The organism is Microbacterium sp. ZW T2_14 (assembly GCF_044987405.1).
In the GTDB taxonomy this organism is placed as follows: Bacteria; Actinomycetota; Actinomycetes; order Actinomycetales; family Microbacteriaceae; genus Microbacterium.
In genome coordinates this window covers 13973-30838 of the sequence record NZ_JBJDRK010000013.1, presented here as the reverse complement: position 1 = coordinate 30838, position 16866 = coordinate 13973, and the positions used below count along the sequence as shown (strand labels likewise).

At 71.6% G+C, this 16866-nt stretch carries 11 protein-coding genes and 1 pseudogene; 8 read left to right on the top strand and 4 right to left on the bottom strand.

The annotated features are described in order from the left end of the window. Positions 1–114 precede the first annotated feature (114 nt). The 7 genes from ACI3KY_RS06675 to ACI3KY_RS06645 all read left to right on the top strand — a co-directional run bounded on the left by ACI3KY_RS06675 (position 115) and on the right by ACI3KY_RS06645 (position 9261). Positions 115–372, top strand: a complete 258-nt coding sequence (locus ACI3KY_RS06675) for a glutaredoxin domain-containing protein (RefSeq protein WP_404929401.1) — start codon at positions 115–117, stop codon at positions 370–372. 184 nt (positions 373–556) lie between these two features. Next, entirely contained in the window at positions 557–1405 is an 849-nt protein-coding gene (kynA, locus tag ACI3KY_RS06670) for a tryptophan 2,3-dioxygenase (protein ID WP_404929400.1), read from the top strand. Next, positions 1405–2382 (top strand): hypothetical protein, encoded by a 978-nt coding sequence (locus ACI3KY_RS06665; RefSeq protein WP_404929399.1) that lies wholly within the window; start codon positions 1405–1407, stop codon positions 2380–2382. Before kynA ends, ACI3KY_RS06665 begins: the two co-directional genes overlap by 1 nt. After that, positions 2369–3730, top strand: a complete 1362-nt coding sequence (locus ACI3KY_RS06660) for a kynureninase (protein WP_404929398.1) — start codon at positions 2369–2371, stop codon at positions 3728–3730. Before ACI3KY_RS06665 ends, ACI3KY_RS06660 begins: the two co-directional genes overlap by 14 nt. 316 nt (positions 3731–4046) lie before the next feature. After that, positions 4047–5468: an MFS transporter gene (locus ACI3KY_RS06655; protein WP_404929397.1), complete on the top strand. Its 1422-nt coding sequence runs from the start codon at positions 4047–4049 to the stop codon at positions 5466–5468. 116 nt (positions 5469–5584) lie between these two features. Continuing rightward, complete coding sequence (locus tag ACI3KY_RS06650; RefSeq protein WP_404929396.1) at positions 5585–7447, top strand: aldehyde dehydrogenase family protein; 1863 nt, start codon at positions 5585–5587, stop codon at positions 7445–7447. 68 nt (positions 7448–7515) lie between these two features. After that, positions 7516–9261, top strand: a complete 1746-nt coding sequence (locus ACI3KY_RS06645; protein WP_404929441.1) for a GMC family oxidoreductase — start codon at positions 7516–7518, stop codon at positions 9259–9261. A 449-nt stretch (positions 9262–9710) separates the two neighbouring features. On the opposite strand, the gene ACI3KY_RS06640 is transcribed toward ACI3KY_RS06645, so the two are convergent. Continuing rightward, positions 9711–10952 (bottom strand): FAD-dependent monooxygenase, encoded by a 1242-nt coding sequence (locus ACI3KY_RS06640; RefSeq protein ID WP_404929395.1) that lies wholly within the window; start codon positions 10950–10952, stop codon positions 9711–9713. Positions 10953–11056: 104 nt separating this feature from the next. Between ACI3KY_RS06640 and ACI3KY_RS06635 the strand changes: the two genes are divergently transcribed. Beyond that, on the top strand, positions 11057–11638 hold the full coding sequence (locus ACI3KY_RS06635) for a TetR family transcriptional regulator (RefSeq protein WP_404929394.1): 582 nt from the start codon (positions 11057–11059) through the stop codon (positions 11636–11638). 689 nt (positions 11639–12327) lie between these two features. On the opposite strand, the gene ACI3KY_RS06630 is transcribed toward ACI3KY_RS06635, so the two are convergent. The 3 genes and pseudogenes from ACI3KY_RS06630 to ACI3KY_RS06620 all read right to left on the bottom strand — a co-directional run bounded on the left by ACI3KY_RS06630 (position 12328) and on the right by ACI3KY_RS06620 (position 16844). After that, entirely contained in the window at positions 12328–13899 is a 1572-nt protein-coding gene (locus tag ACI3KY_RS06630) for a DEAD/DEAH box helicase (RefSeq protein WP_404929393.1), read from the bottom strand. Positions 13900–15006: 1107 nt separating this feature from the next. Further along, positions 15007–15978, bottom strand: a pseudogene (gene pip, locus ACI3KY_RS06625) (prolyl aminopeptidase); the annotation flags it as partial. Continuing rightward, positions 15975–16844 (bottom strand): neutral zinc metallopeptidase, encoded by an 870-nt coding sequence (locus ACI3KY_RS06620; protein WP_404929392.1) that lies wholly within the window; start codon positions 16842–16844, stop codon positions 15975–15977. The gene ACI3KY_RS06620 and the pseudogene pip, both read right to left, overlap by 4 nt. Positions 16845–16866 lie beyond the last annotated feature (22 nt).

The window sequence follows — 16866 nt, the reverse complement described above, 5'->3', positions numbered from 1 at the left end:
GCAAACGGATGGGGGAAGGATGCCGCCCGCCGACGCGGCGGGACTCATCAGGGTGGCCGTCAGCAGCGGCCGGCGTCCGGCGCCTGCCCAGGATTCCCGGGCGAGAATGGAAGGATGACCTCCCCCTCGACCATCACCATGTTCGGCGCGGACTGGTGCCGCGACTGCATCCGCACCAAGAAGCAGCTCGACGAACTCGGCATCTCGTACACCTACGTCGACCTCGTCGCCGACCCCTCCGCCGCCGACGTCGCCCGCGACATCTCAGGGCGCACCAACATCCCCGTCGTCGTGTACCCCGACGCCTCCCATCACGTGGAGCCGTCGAACGCCGACGTCGAGACGAAGCTCCGCGAGCTCTCGCTCATCTGACCCCGGCGGCGCGCGTTTCGTCTCGCGAGTCGGTCGCTGAGCGAGGAGCGCAGCGACGAGACGAAGCGTCCTCGCTCGCTCAACGACCGGGAAGCCGGGACACATGCCCCGGTCGCTGAGCGAGCGCCAGCGAGACGAAGCGCACACCTGACGGCGCGGCATCCGTCCTCATTAGGCTGAGGCCGTGAGCGTCGAACGCAATACCCGGGCGATCGAGGGAACGGTCGTGACCGATTTCCAGGACCGCATGAGCTACGGCGGCTACCTGGATCTGCCCACCCTGCTGTCGGCCCAGCGGCCCCTCAGCGATCCCGAGCACCACGATGAGCTGCTGTTCATCGTGCAGCACCAGACCACGGAGCTGTGGCTCAAACTCGTGCTGCACGAACTCGGCGCCGCCTGCCGGCTCCTGCGCGAGGACCAGCTCGCGCCCGCGCTCAAGTGCATCGCACGGGTCAAGCACATCCAGAAGACGCTGACCGAGCAGTGGTCGGTGCTGGCGACCCTGACGCCCGCCGAGTACGGGCAGTTCCGCGGCGTGCTCGGCAACGCGAGCGGGTTCCAGTCGGCGCAGTACCGTGCCGTCGAGTTCACGCTCGGCAACAAGAACGCCGCGATGCTCCGGGTGTTCGAGTCGGATCCCGCCGCGCATGCGCTCATCCAGGCGACCCTCGAGGCGCCGAGCCTGTACGACGAGTTCCTCCGGATGCTCGCCCGTTCCGGCTACCCGATCCCGGCGGAGGTGCTCGAGCGCGATGTGACGAAGGCGTGGACCTACTCGCCCGAACTGGTGCCGGTGTTCACCGAGATCTACCGCGACCCGCAGACCCACTGGGCTGCCTACGAGACGTGCGAGGAGCTGGTCGACCTAGAGGACAACTTCCAGCTCTGGCGCTTCCGCCACCTCAAGACGGTGGAGCGCATCATCGGCTTCAAGACCGGCACGGGCGGCTCCAGCGGTGTGCCGTTCCTTCAGCGCGCGCTCGACCTGACCTTCTTCCCCGAGCTGTACGCCGTGCGGACGGAGCTGTGATGTCGCACGACCCGGACGCGCTCCGCGAGCTTCTCGGCGCCGACGCTGCGCTCTGTCGCCGAGCGCTCACCGGCGAGCAGGGCGTGTCGCTGCCGCCGTTCACCGACCACCACGTGCATCTGCACCTCATCGACGAGCACCTCCTGGCCCCGGGCGGCATCGCCGGCGTCGTCGACCTCGGCGGCGACCCGGTCTCGCTGGCCCGTCGCGGCGACAGCATTCCGCGCGTGGCATATGCCGGTGCGTTCCTCACCGCGGTCGGCGGCTATCCCGTCGGCCGGGCCTGGGCGCCGCCCGAGATCGCCCGCGAGATCGGCGACCCGTCGACCCACCCGGGCGTTCCCGGCGGCGCGGCGACGGCGGTCGACGAGCAGGCGTCGTTCGGGGCATCCGTCATCAAGGCGTCGCTCAACAGCACTGCCGGGCCGGTACTCGACAGCGCCGCACTGGCGGCGATCGTCGAGGTCGCGCGCGAGCGCGGGCTGCCGGTCGTCGCACACGCGGAGGGCGACGGGATGCCGCAGCTCGCGCTCGACGCAGGAGTCGACGGGTTCGCCCACACGCCCTTCACCGGGTTCGTCGGGCGGGCGTTCACGGCCCACGCCGTGAAGGCGGGGCAGGTGTGGATCTCGACCCTCGCCATCCACGGCGACGATGCGGAGGCGGCCGAGTTCGCCCGCGTGAACCTCGCCGGGTTCGCTGCCGCGGGTGGCCGTGTGCTGTACGGGACCGACCTCGGCAACGGCGACCAGCGGGTCGGGGTCAACCCCGACGAGGCGGCAGCTCTCGACGAAGCAGGCGTCCGCGGCGCGGCGCTCATCGCGGCCATGACCGATCCCTGGCCGCTCGCGGATCAGCCGCCCGGAGTGTGCACCTTCGTTCCCGGCCCGCCTCCGCAGGAGCCCGCCGCCGTCGCCGAGTGGCTGCGGGACGCCACCGTCGTGCCCACCGAGGAGCTCATCCATGACGACCGCTGACCCCGCCGCAGCGTCCGGCCCGGCCTCTTCCGGGTTCGGGGCGCACGACGAACGTTCGGGGCGCGTGCCGCACGCCCCGGCCGTGCGCGACGCGCCCCAAACCCGTGACCACGCCGACCTCGGGGCCGAAGCCGCGGCCCTCGATGCGGCCGATCCGCTGCGCATCCACCGCGACGCGTTCGTCGGGGCGGAGACCTCCCTCGTGTACTTCGACGGCAACTCGCTCGGGCGGCCGCTGCGGGCGAGCATCGAGCGACTGACGGCGTTCGCGCGCGGCGAGTGGGGCGGGCGCCTCATCCGCGGCTGGGACGAGTCCTGGATGCAGCTGCCCTTCGACATCGGCGACGCCGTCGGTCGTGCCGCCATCGGTGCGGCCTCCGGCCAGACGGTGATCGGAGACTCGACGACGGTGCTGCTGTACAAGATGGTGCGGGCGGCGTTCGATGCCGCGGTCGCCGCCGACCCGTCGCGCGTCGAGATCGTGGTCGATCGCGACAACTTCCCCACCGACCGCTACCTCGTCGACGGCATCGCCGCGGAGCGCGGCGGGCGGGTGCGGTGGATCGACGTGGACCTTGCCGGCGGGGTCTCGGATGAGGCGCTTCGTGCGGCGGTCGGCTCCGAGACGGCGGTCGTGCTGCTTTCGCACGTCGCCTACCGATCGGGCTATCTCGCGGATGCCGCTGCCCTCACCCGCATCGCCCACGACGCGGGCGCGCTCGTCGTGTGGGACCTCTGCCACTCGGCCGGCTCGGTGCCCGTCGAGGCCGACGCGTGGGACTTCGACCTGGCGGTGGGCTGCACCTACAAGTACCTGAACGGCGGACCGGGCTCCCCCGCCTTCGCGTACGTCGCGGCTCGCCTGCAAGACCGGCTCGCCCAGCCGATCCAGGGCTGGATGGGCACCGCCGACGTGTTCGCGATGGGTCCGGAGTACCGTCCGGCCGAGGGCATGCGGCGGTTCCTCTCGGGCACACCGCCGATCGTTGGGATGCTGGCCATGCAGGACACGCTCGCCCTCATCGAGCAGGTCGGGATCGCCGCGATCCGTGCCAAGTCGATCGCCCTGACCGACTTTGCGATTCGCGTGGCGGATGAGCTGCTCGCACCGCTCGGGGTGGTGGTCGCCTCGCCGCGGGACCGCGCCGCGCGCGGTGGCCACGTGACGCTGTCGCACCCCGCGATGCGGGCGGTGACCGCGCGGCTGTGGGCGCAGGACGTCATCCCCGACTACCGCGACCCCGGCGGCCTGCGGATCGGCCTCTCGCCGCTGTCGACCTCATTCGCCGAGACGCTCGCCGGCCTCCAGGCGGTCGAGGCCGCGGTGCGCGCCGAGTCCGGTCGTTGAGCGAGGCCTCCAGCGCCGGTCGCTGAGCGAGCGAGGAACGAGCGAGACGAAGCGCCCGCACCCGGCGCAGTCGTGAAGCTGGACGCGTTTCGTCTCGGTCGCTGGCGCTCCCTCGCTCAACGACCGGAAGCCTTCCTCCGGTCGTTGAGCGAGCGAGGAACGAGCGAGACGAAACGCCCGCACCCGGCGCAGTCGTGAAGCTCGACGCGTTTCGTCTCGGTCGCTGGCGCTCCCTCGCTCAACGACCGGAGTCAGAGGGAACCCCTGTCCACAGGCGAACAGCGGCCGCGCGGTCACGCTGACCTACACTGGCGCGATGAGCAATGAGGCTCCGGTGGCGCCCGAAGCCACCGGCATCCGCCCTGCGCGCCTGACGCGCGGCACCATCGCGCGCTACGCGACCGGATCGCTGGGCACAGGCGGGTTCGCGACACTGCCGGGACTGGTGCTCACGTACTACCTGACCGACTCGCTCGGCGTCGCGGCGCTCGCGGCCGGCGCGGTGATCACGGTGGCTAAGGTGTGGGACGTCGTCATCGACCCCGTGATCGGTGCGTTGACCGACCGCGACCTCGCGCGCCACGGCAGCCGGCGACGGCTGATGCTGATCGGCGCGCTCGCGCTGCCGCTGCTGTTCGCGCTGACCTTCGCGGTGCCGCCGGCGCTCGGACCTGTCGCCGCGGGCATCTGGGTGCTGATCGCCTTCACCCTCACCGCGACGGCGTTCAGCCTGTTCCAAGTGCCCTACATCGCGCTTCCCGCCGAACTGACGCCGAGCTACGACGAGCGCACGCGCCTGCTCACCTGGCGCGTCGTGGTGCTGACGTTCGCGATCCTGCTGTTCGGCGCGGGCGGCCCGGCGCTCCGCCGCGTCTCGGACGACCCGTTCGTCCAGTACCTCGTGATGGGCGTCGTCTGCGGCCTCGTGATCGGGATCGGGATGCTGGTGGCTACGGCCGTCGCGCGCCGCACCGCACCGGCACCTGGCGCGACCTCACCGGAAGAGGGGCGCGAGAGCCCGGCGACAGGCGGGATCCGCGAGCACTATGCCTCCGGCATCCGTGCCCTGCGTCGCAGCCGGCCGTTCCGGCTGCTGCTGTCGACGTTCGTGCTGCAGGCGCTGGCGACCGGGCTCATGCTGGCCGGCGCGCAGTACGTCGCCACGTGGGTGCTGCACTCGCAGGCGGCGGTCGAGTTGCTGTTCATCGCGCTCATCGCTCCCGCGCTGCTCGCCGCGCCCGGGTGGGGCGTCGTCGCCCGCCGCGTCGGCAAGGAGCGCACCTTCGCCATCGCGAGCGTCGTCTTCGCGGCCGCGGCGCTGTCGATCCTCGGCATGCTCTGGGCACCCGGCGACTGGATCTACGTGCCCGTCGGCATCGCCGGCATCGCGTACGCGGGCATGCAGTCGCTGCCCATGGCCATGCTGCCCGACGTGATCTCGCACGACCAGCGCACCGCACCCGATGCGGCGGGCGGGGCGGGCCGGGCCGGCTCGTTCAGCGGCGTATGGACGGCCGGCGAGACCGTCGGCTTCGCGCTCGGCGCGACGACGCTGGCGCTGATCCTGGCCGTGACCGGCTACATCTCGTCGACCGGCGGTCAGGTGGTGGAGCAGCCGGATGCCGCGATCACGGGCATCATCGTGAGCTTCAGCGTCGTGCCCGCCGTCCTGGTCGGGCTCAGCCTGCTCACCCTCGCGCGGTACCCGCTGCGGCGCGCCGACATCGATCCGGGCTGACATCGAGTCGCACCGACCGTGACACCCCGTGCCGTCGACCGGATCGCGTGACGTAGGATGCCCGGTGACGGACTCACCCGACCCGAGTTCCGGGCGCGAGTTCGAAGGAGAACGACATGCCCCCCACCTCCTCGACCACCCCTCGGACGCCGCGCACGAGCACCGCGAAGCGCTCCGAGTCGTCCGCCGGCGGCACGTCCGCACCGGGCCTCTCCGACGACGAGAGCGCTGCGCTCGACGAGGCCATCACGCGGCTCGAGGAGGGAGCGCGGGTGTGGACCGCGCTCACCCTCGACCAGCGCGCCCGGCTGCTCGGGCGCGTGCGCGACGCCGTGGGCGCGGTGGCACAGGAGTGGGCCGACGCCGCCACGATCTCGAAGGGCCTGGAGCCGGGGCATCCGCTGTCCGGAGAAGAGTGGCTCGGCGGACCGTACGCCGTCATCGGACTGCTCGATGCGCTGCGCGAGACCCTCGGAGCGCTCGCGACGGGCCGCAGCCCGCTCGACGGCGTCACCATCGACGAGGCGCCCGGCGGCCGCCGACGCGCACACACCTTCCCACTGAACGGCACCGAGAAGTTCCTGCTGTCGGGGTTCACGGGCGAGGTGTGGTTCGAGCCCGGCGTCACCGCCGACCAGGCCCGCCAGGAGGCGGGTCTCGCCCAGCTGACCCCGACGCAGTCCGGCGGCGTCGGCCTGGTGCTCGGCGCCGGCAACGTCACCTCGATCCCCGTCGCCGACGTGCTGTACGAGCTGTTCGCGCACAACCGCGTGGCGCTGCTCAAGGTCAATCCGACGCAGGATGCGCTCGTGCCCGTGTTCGAGCGCGCGCTGGCGCCGCTCATCGAGCCCGGCCTCGTGCGCATCGTGCGCGGCGGCGCCGCGACCGGCTCGTACCTCACGTCGCACCCGCGCATCGCGCACGTGCACATCACCGGATCGGCCGCCACGTTCGACGCGATCGTGTGGGGTGCTGCGGCAGGGTCAGCGAGCGGGGACGACTCCGCGACCGGTGAGGGCGCAGCCCCCGGTGAGGGCTCGGCCGCGGGGCGGGAGCCGAAGCTGCAGGTGCCGATCACGGCCGAGCTGGGCGGCGTCTCGCCGATCATCGTCGTGCCCGGTGACTGGTCGGCCGCGGACCTGAAGTATCAGGCCGAGCACGTCGCCACGATGCGGCTCGTGAACGCGGGGCACAACTGCATCGCCGGCCAGGTCGTCATCATCAGCTCGGATTGGGGGCAGCGCGCCGACTTCCTGCGCGAGCTGCACAACGCCTATGCCGCCGCCCCGGAACGCCCGGTCTGGTATCCCCGGAGCGACGAGCGGCTCGAGGCCGCAGCATCCGCCTATCCCGACGCGGTGTGGTGCGCCGACCGCACCCGCGCGATCGTCGAGGTGAGCGGCGCCGAAGGGGGCGACTCGGTCGAGACCGTCGAGTACTTCGCCCCGATCCTGGGGGTGGTCGAGGTCGGCGGCACCGGACAGGAGTTCCTCGACGCGGCGGTGGCGCACGCCAACGACCGGCTGACCGGGACGCTCGGTGCCAACGTGCTGATCGACCCCGTCACCGAGGAGGCGCTCGGCGAGGGCTTCGAGCGGGCCATCGCCGACCTGCGCTACGGCGACATCGCGATCAACACGTGGACCGCCTTCAACTTCCTCACCGCCCGCCTGACGTGGGGCGGGTTCCCGGGCGCGACGCTCGCCGACGTGTCGAGCGGCATCGGCGTCGTGCACAACGCGCTGCTGCTCGACCGCGTCGAGCGGTCCATCGGCCGCGGACCGTTCCGACCCTTCCCGCGATCGATCGGCGACACGGTGCGGTTCCGCCGGCTGTCGAAGGGCACGATCCTGCCGACGCCGCCCTGGTTCGTCAGTTCGCGCACCGGCGCCGACGTGAGTGCGGGGCTCACCCGCTACCTCATCGACGGCAAGCTGCCCGGGCTCGTGAAGACGCTCACCAAGGCGATGCAGGCGTGAAGCGCGCGGGCCGCGGCAGCTCCCGCGGAGCCAGCGGCGCCGGAGGCCCCGGGTTCGGCGCCGACGGCATGGAGGCCGACTATGTCGTGGTGGGCGCGGGCTCGTCGGGCGCGGCAGTCGCGGCGCGACTGAGCGAGGATCCGGCCGTCTCGGTGCTGCTCCTTGAGGCGGGCGCGCCCGACAAGGCGATCGAGCTGCACGTGCCCGCTGCCTTCTCCAAGCTGTTCCGCGGCATCTACGACTGGAACTACGACACCGTCCCCCAGCCGGAGCTCGAGGGCCGCACGGTGTACTGGCCTCGCGGCAAGACACTGGGCGGGTCGTCGTCGCTCAACGCCATGATGTGGGTCCGGGGCTTCGCCGCCGACTACGACGAGTGGGCGGATGCCGCGGGCCCGATGTGGTCGTGGGACGCACTGGTCCCCTACTTCCATCGTGTCGAGCGCACGGCCGACCCCGCCGACGGATCTCAGGGCACCCACGGACCTCAGCCCGTGGAGCATCAGCGGGATCCCCGGCCTCACACGGCGGCGTTCCTCGCAGCGGCGCAGGAGGCGGGGCATCCTGTCACTGCACCAAATCTGCCGACGGGCCAGGGGTTCTCGCAGACGATGGTGAGCGAGAACCGCGGTGCGCGAGCCTCGACGGCCGATGCGTACCTGCGCCCCGCGAAGGGGCGCCGCAACCTCCGCATCGTGACCGGCGCGCATGTGCGCCGGGTGACCTTCGCGGCCCCGGCCGCCGACGCCGCCGACGTGACGGCGGGAGGAGATGTGACCGGCGGAGGGCCTGCGGCGCCGAATCCCTCCTCCGCTCCTCCCATCTCCTCCGCTCGTGACGGAGGCGGCGGGGGCCTGCCGCGCGCGACCGGCGTGTACGTCGACATCGACGGGATCACCCGCCACGTGCGTGCGCGGCGCGAGGTCGTGCTGTCGGGCGGCGCCGTGAACACGCCGCAGCTGCTCATGCTGAGCGGTGTCGGTCCGGCCGAGCACCTCGCCGAGCACGGCATCGCGGTCGTCGCCGACGCCCCGGGCGTGGGCGCCAACCTCCAGGACCACCTCGTGGCCGGCCTCGCACCCGCCGCGCCGAACGGGGGCACGCTGTACGACGCCGACAGGCCGGCCGAACTCGTGAAGTACCTCGCGACGCGGAAGGGGATGCTGACCTCCAACGTCGCCGAGGCGTACGGGTTCGTGCGGACCGAGGTCGCCGACCGCGCGGGCGCACCCGAGGGGCTGCCCGACATCGAGATCATCTTCGCCCCGGTGCCGTACGTCGGTGAGGGCCTGATCCCCACGCCGTCGCACGGGCTCACCGTGGGGGCGATCCTGCTGCGTCCCCGCAGCCGCGGGACGATCCGGCTCGCGTCGGCCGATCCGGCAGCGCCGCCGCTCATCGACCCGGCGTATCTGTCCGACCCGGACGGCATCGACACCGCGACGATGCTGGCCGGACTGGCCGAGTGCGAGCGCCTCATCGACACCGACGCACTGCGCGCCCTCACCACGAGCGACAGCGGGGAGCCGATGGGGTGGGTGCAGCCCGCCGGCGGCGAGCGCATGACCCCCGTCGAACGCGCCGAGATGTCGCTGCGCCGCTACTCGCACACCCTCTACCACCCCGTCGGCACGGCCCGGATGGGGACGGATGCCGCCTCCGTCGTCGACCCGGAGCTCCGCGTCCGCGGGGTCACGGGCCTGCGGGTGGCCGATGCCTCGGTCATGCCCACCGTCATCCGAGGCCACACCAATGCCCCCGCGATCGTGATCGGCGAGGTCGCCGCCGACCTCATCCTCGGCCGCCGCGTCTGACCGCCCTTGGTCTCGTCGCCGGCGCTGCTCGCTCCGGGACCCGGGCTCCGGACCCGGTCGCTGGCACGCTCCTCGCACTGAGACCTCGCCCCGGTCGCTGAGCGAGCGCCAGCGAGACGAAGCGCGCATCACGGCAACCCGCCCTTCGTCTCGTCACAGGCGCTCCTCGCTCAGGGACCGGGACTCCCGACCCAGTCCTGGCGCGCTCCTCCCTCAGGGACCCGGCCTCCACACCCGGTCGCTGAGCGAGCGCCAGCGAGACGAAGCGCGCATCGCGGCATCCCGCCCTTCGTCTCGTCACAGGCGCTCCTCGCTCAGGGACCGGGACTCTCGACCCAGTCCTGGCGCGCTGCTCCCCCAGGGACCCGGCCTCCACACCCGGTCGCTGAGCGAGCGCCAGCGAGACGAAGCGCGCATCGCGGCATCCCATCCTTCGTCTCGTCGGCGCCTCAGACCACGGTGAGCGGGGCCACTTCCGGCAGCGACAGGGACGTGCCGCCCGCGAACATCCGCCGCACGAGGGGCCGCATCACACGCGAGAACATCAGGCCGGTAAGCGCGCGCGACATCGCCGCCTCGAACCGCGTGGCCGGCACCATGCGCTTGATGCCGCCTCCCGGGATCTCCTTGCCCGCGGCGGCGAACGGCGCGATGTCGGCGGAGTAGCGACCGAGCGCCGTCGTGGGGTCTGCCGGAGTCTCAGCGAGCCGCGCGGCGAGCAGGTACGCGCCGATGAGCGCCGTCGCCGTGCCTTGACCGGTCATCGGCGAACCGCACGACGCGGCGTCGCCGAGCAGCACGACCCGGCCGTTCGCGACATCCGGAACATCGATCCGCACCAGCTCGTCGAAGTAGAGATCGGATGCCTCCCCCAGCGCCGCCAGCACGGTCGGCGCGTGCCATCCGGCGCCGGCGAGGCGCTCGTCGATCAGCGCCTCCTGAGCCGCGCGGTCTCCGCGCAGCGCCGTGTCGCGGTCCATGCGCAGCGTGAGGATGGCCTTGGACGTCGACGGGTCGCGGTCGGGGCGGATGCCGAACGTCGCGCCAGGCACGAACCGCAGCGCGAACCAGCCCTCCTCGAGATCGGCCGGTGTCGGCATCGTGAAGAACGCCGCGTAGCCGCCGAGGTAGGTGGCGAACTGCTCCTCCGGCCCGAAGGCGAGGCGCCGGGTCGCGGAGTGCACGCCGTCCGCGCCCACCACGACGTCGAAGCGGGCCGGGCCGGCATGCTCCAACTCGACGTCCACACCGGTCGCGTCCTGGCTGAGGACCGTGAGGCGGTCGCCGTACCGCAGGTCCAGCAGTCCGGGCGTGGCGTCGTCCGCCTCGCGCAGCGCGTCGAGCAGCACCTGGGCGAGGTCGCCGCGGGCGATCTCGATCTCGGCCACCGCCCCCTCGCCGTCGAAGTCGGCCATCGACATGCGTCCGAAGACCTTGCCTTCGCCATCGACGTACGACATGCCCTCCTCGTGCACGCGCAGCATGTCGATGCCGGGCATGATGCCCATGCGTTCAGCCACCTCGCGGCTCGCGCCGCGCAGGTCGACCGCCTGACCGCCGGGACGTGGTGCGTCGGCGCGCTCGACGACTGTGGTGCGGATGCCCGAGCGCACGAGCTGCAGGGCGAGGGCGAGGCCGGCGATGCCTCCGCCCGAGATGAGGACGTGCGGCGTGCGGTCGAAGGCGTTCATGAGGGCATCCCATTCGTTAGACGTTTGTGTGAGACATATGTCTAACAGAGATGTTGCACGTTTGTCTAGCACGCTTGTCTTAGACACGTGACTACGATGGACGCATGGGCAATCGCGAAGACCTGCTGGCCGGTGCACGACAAGTGATCCTCGAGCGCGGGGTCGCCAAGGCGACTGCCCGCGACATCGCCGCGGCCGCGGGTGTCAGCCTGGCCGCCATCGGGTATCACTTCGGTTCGAAGGACGAGCTCGTCAGCGCTGCGCTCACCGAATCCCTGGGCAGTGGCATCGGCGACGCGATGGAGGCCGTCGTCGACGAGACGGCGTCACTCCCCCTCATCGACGGGTTCGCCACCCTGTTCGACCGGATGCCCGAGATCTTCGCGGCCAACCGCGAGGCACTGTTCGCGAGCTTGGAGAACTCGGTGCGCGTCTCGCGGGATCGCGGGGCGAGTCAGGCGCTGGCGGATGCCACGGAGCAGGCGCACCTCGGCATCGTCGAGGTGCTGCGCGCCGCGCGCCCCGACCTCGACGCGGCCGACCTCGATGCGATCGCCAAGCTCGAGTTCGTGCTCGTGCAGAGCCTCGGCCTTCTCTGGATCATCAGCCCCGACTCCCTGCCCACCGGGGATGAGCTCGCCCGCGCCGTCGCCGCGATCGCGGCCGACGGCCCTCCGACCGCCTGAGGCTCGCCGTAGCCCGCGCCATCGCGGCTCGCAGTCACGACTGGCGCCGCACGGCTTCTCGCATCCACGGGACCTGGCTGCGCAGCATCCGGGGATGCATCCCGCGTTCGTTCTGGGGCGCGGCGCATCCCGCGCTCTTTCTGACGACTCGCCAAGAACCGCGCACGACAACCAGAGTTTCTGGCGAGTCGCCAAGAACCGCGCACGACGACCGGAGGTTCTGGCGAGTCAACGGCGGAGCGCAAGATCCAGCCACGAACGGTCGCTCCGAGGGAGCGCGCGAATCGCCAAGAAACGCACACGGCGGACTCAAAGCGTGGCGACTCGCCAACAACCGCGCACGACAACGACGAATTCTGGCGACTCGCCAAGAACCGCGCACGACGACCGGACGTTCTGGCGAGTCAACGGCGGAGCGCAAGATCCAGCCACGAACGGTCGCTCCGAGGGAGCGCGCGAATCGCCAAGAAACGCACACGGCGGACTCAGATCGTGGCGACTCGCCAGAATCCGCGGTGGGCACGGGTGGGCAACGGTGCGCAAGGTCGGCAGGGGTGCGCAAGGTGGACAACGGTGCGCGGGCAGCGCCGGAGGGTCGCGGCGGGCGCAGAGCTCGCCGTCGAGCGGTCGGATGCGAAACGCCCCGACGCACAAGGCGTCGGGGCGTTTCAGAGAATGGGATGCCGGGGTCAGCGGCCGCTGCGGCGGTTGGTGCCGTTCGGGCGGACGACCGAGCCGACCATCAGCTTGCCGGTGCCGGTCGACGACGCACGACGACCCTGCGTGCGGGGGTTGCCGGCCGGCTGTGCCGACCGGGTGTGACCGGCGCTCTGGTCGCTGCGCTGGTGCGCACCGCGGTCCTGCGTCGCGGCGGCATCGCGCCCGCGACCGGCGCCCTGGCCACGGCCTGCGCCCTGACCCGATCCGCCCTGGCCGGAGCCACGGCGGCCTCCGCCCGCACCGGAGCCGGAGCGACCCGAGCCCTCTGCGCCCTGGCGACCGTCGCGCGCGGCGCGCTTGCGCTGCGCGTTCGCGCCCTGGCTGGTGCCGCGCGGCGTCTCGACCACCGGGACCGGCTTGACGTAGGCGGCGACCTGGCCGACGAGTGCGGTGACCGCGGGCGAGGCATCCGTCACAGCGACCGGCTCGACCGAGATGGCGGCCTTGCGCAGCAGCTGCGAGACGTCGCGCTTCTGCTCCGGCAGCACCAGGGTGACGACGGCGCCTTCCGCACCGGCGCGCGCCGTGCGACCCGAACGGTGCAGGTACGCCTTGTGCTCGGTCGGCGGGTCGACGTGGATGACGAGCTCGACGTCGTCGACGTGCACACCGCGGGCCGCGACATCCGTCGCCACCAGCACGCGGACGGAGCCCGACGAGAACGCCGCGAGGTTGCGGTCGCGCGCCGCCTGCGACAGGTTGCCGTGCAGGTCGACGGCCGGGATGCCCTGGCTGGTGAGCAGCTTCGCGAGCTTCTTAGCCTGGTGCTTGGTGCGCATGAAGAGGATGCGGCGGCCGGTGCCCGAGGCGAGCGCCTTGACGACGTCCTTCTTGGCGTCGGCGTCGGCGAGCGTGAAGACGTGGTGCGTCATCGCGGCGACCGGCGAGTGCGCCTCGTCGACCGAGTGGAGCACCTCGTTCTGCAGGAAGCGGTTCACGAGCTTGTCGACCCCGTTGTCGAGGGTCGCGCTGAACAGCAGGCGCTGGCCGCCGGCCGGCGTCGCATTCAGGATTCGCGTGACGCCCGGCAGGAAGCCGAGGTCGGCCATGTGGTCGGCCTCGTCGATGACGGTGATCTCGACGGCGTCGAGGTGCACGTAGCCCTGCTTCATGAGGTCTTCGAGACGGCCGGGGCACGCCACGATGATGTCGACCCCGGCGTTGAGCGCGTTCACCTGACGGCTCTGGTTCACGCCGCCGAAGATCGTGGTGGTGGTGAGGCCATACGCCTTGGCGAGCGGCGCGAGGACCGCATCGATCTGCGTGGCGAGTTCGCGGGTCGGCGCGAGCACGAGGCCGAGGGGGCGACCCTTGCGGCGGTTGCCGCCGGCGAGCTTGCCGCCGAGGCGCGCGGCCATCGGGATCGAGAAAGCGAGGGTCTTGCCCGAGCCGGTCTTGCCCCGGCCGAGCACGTCGCGGCCGGCGAGCGTGTCGGGGAGCGTGTCGACCTGGATGGGGAACGCGGTGGTCTTGCCGTCCGCGGCGAGCGCGTCGACGAGGGGCTGCGGCACGCCGAGCGCGCCGAAAGTGGTTTCGGTCATGAGTGGGATTTCTCCGGGCACAACGGTGCCCTGTCGGTGGCCGGGGCGTATTTCGCCCACGGGTCGCCGTACGAAAGTCATCACCGGCATCGCGCGGCTGAACCGGGCGGCGGCGGGAGGGGAAGCGTTCTACGACGCAAGAAGCGCAGGGAAGCGCTGCAAGATGATCCACCTTAGCAGGCGCCGCCTGAGCGTTCTCCGCAGCGGCTCAGCGCGTTTCGTCTCGGTCGCCGGCGCTCCCTCGCTCAACGACCGGGATCTGGCGTGCTCGCCGAGCGCGGTGTTGAGCGCACGGAGCAACGAACGAGAGGGCGCCGCGCGCCCTCGCCCCGGTCGTTGAGCGAGCAAGGAACGAGCGAGACGAAACGCCCCGCACCCGGCGCGAACGAGAGGCTCAGCGCGTTTCGTCTCGGTCGCTGGCGCTCCCTCGCTCAACGACCGGAACCTGGGGACTCCGTCCCGCACTCAGGGATGACGGGCGCGGCGCGGCGAGCGGTATGCGCGGCGCGGGCCGCTGACGTCAGGCGCCGCGTTCTCCGTGTCGGGCTCAGACGCTGCGGCCGCGGACTCGGCCGGCGAGACTTCCCCACCGTCCGGCTCGGGGCCGGGCTCGGGCTCGGGCTCGGGCTCGGGCTCGGGCTGGGCTGGAATCTCGGCCTCGTCCGAATGCTCCTGGGACGCAGGTACCTCGGCCTCGTCCGGATGCTCGTGAGATGCGGATGCCTCGTCCTCACGTACCTCGTGGGACGCGGATGCCTCGTCCTCACTCGACTCCACGACCGACGCGGACGCCTCGTCCTCACGTACCTCGTCGCGCGACGCGGATGCCTCGTCGTGCGACTCGGATGCCTCGTCCTCACGCGACTCCACGACCGACGCAGACGCCTCGTCCGACTCGCCCTCCGGCGCGACGGCGTCCTCGGCGCTCTCGCTCGGCCCGGAGTCCACGTCCGCCACGGCCTCCTCGTCCCCCACGCTACGGGCCGACTCGCCCTCAGGCGCGACGGCGTCCTCGGCGCTCTCGCTCGGCCCGGAGTCCACCGCGGCGTCCTCGTCCCCGACGCCCTGGGCCGACTCGTCATCGACGACGTCGCCGCCGTCGGCACTCGCGGCGGCGAAGCGATCGGTCGCGGCGCGAAGCGCGGCGGCGATGCCCGGCTCGGACGCCGAATGCGCGGCATCCGGAATCATCGTGAAATCGGCCTCCGGCCACGCGCGATGCAGGTCCCAGGCCGTCATGGCGGGCGTGCACACGTCATACCGTCCCTGCACGATGACGGCCGGGATGTGACGGATGCGGTCGACCCCCGCGATCAGCTGATCCGGCGCGAACCAGCCGCCGTGCAGGAAGTAGTGGTTCTCGATGCGCGCGAACGCCACGGCGGCGCGCGGCTCGGACATCGCCTCGACCAGCTCGTCGTCGGGCAGCAGCGTCAGGTTCTTCGCCTCCCACCGCGACCACGCGACGGCTGCCGGCACGTGCACGGCCGGGTCGGGGTCGGCGAGGCGACGGTGGTACGCCTGCATGAGCTGCGAGCGTTCGAGGATCGGGATGGGCGCGATGAACTCTTCCCACAGATCCGGGACGACGGATGCCGCACCACCCTCGTAGAACCACTCCAGCTCGTGGCGGCGCAGCGTGAAGACGCCGCGCAGCACGATCTCGGTCACCGCCTGCGGGTGCGCTTCGGCGTAGGCGAGGGCCAGGGCACTGCCCCACGATCCGCCGAACACCTGCCAGCGCTCGATGCCGAGGTTCTTGCGGAGCAGCTCGATGTCGGCGACGAGGTGCCATGTGGTGTTGTGGCGGAGGTCGGCGTGCGGGTCGCTCGCATGCGGGGTCGAGCGGCCGCATCCGCGCTGGTCGAGCAGGATGATGCGATACCGCTCGGGGTCGAAGAAGCGGCGGTGCCACGGCGACGTGCCGGCGCCGGGGCCGCCGTGCAGGAAGACCACCGGCTTGCCCTCGGGGTTGCCGCTCTGCTCGTACGCGATGCGGTGCCCCTCGCCGGCGATGAGCATGCCGGTGTCGTACGGCTCGAGAGGCGGGTAGAGGATGGCTTCCAGGTGCTCGTTCACAGGCTTCCCCCCGGAACGGCGAACGTGTCGCAGGCGGGGACGCCGCCCTGATAGCCCGCATCGAACCAGCCCTGCCGCTGTTCGCTGGAGCCGTGCGTCCAGGATTCGGGGTTCACGAAGCCCCCGGATTCCTCCTGGATGTGGTCGTCGCCGACGGCGCCGGCCGCATTGATCGCATCGGCGATCTGCTGCGGCGTGGGCTCCTTCAGATACGGCACGCCGTTCTCGTCGACCTGCTCGGTCATGTCGCGCACCCATGCGCCGGCGAAGCAGTCGGCCTGCAGCTCGGTGCGCACGCCGTTGCTCTCGGGGCCGGTGCCGTTGTTCGGGTGCTGCTCCATGATGCCGGCGAGGTTCTGCACGTGGTGGCCGTACTCGTGCGCGAGCACGTAGAGCTGAGCGAGATCGCCCGCCGACGCGTCGAACTGCTGGCGCAGCAGGCCGAAGAATGTCGGGTCGATGTAGACGGTCTCTTCGGGCGGGCAATAGAACGGGCCGGTCTGATTGGATGCCGTGCCGCACGCCGTCGGCGTCTGCCCGTCGACGATCACGAGCTGAGGCGCGCGGTATCCCTGCATCTGCGTCGTCCAGAACTCGTCGAGCACCACGCTGCCGGCGGCGAGCCGGCAGTCGTCGTTGCGGTTCGCATCGGCGCCCGTCTCGCACTGCGCGATCTCGGACTCCTCGCCCGTCCCGGTCTGCGGTGTGGTGGGGATGATGCTGGACAGATCCTGTCCGGTGAACAGCTGGAACAGGAGCACGGCGATCGCGCCGATGCCGGCGATACCACCGCCCGCCACCGCCACGCCCCGCCCTCGACGCCGCGCCGTGTTCCCCCCGACGTTGGCGTTCTCATTGAACGTCATGCCTGTCACGGTACCCCGATCG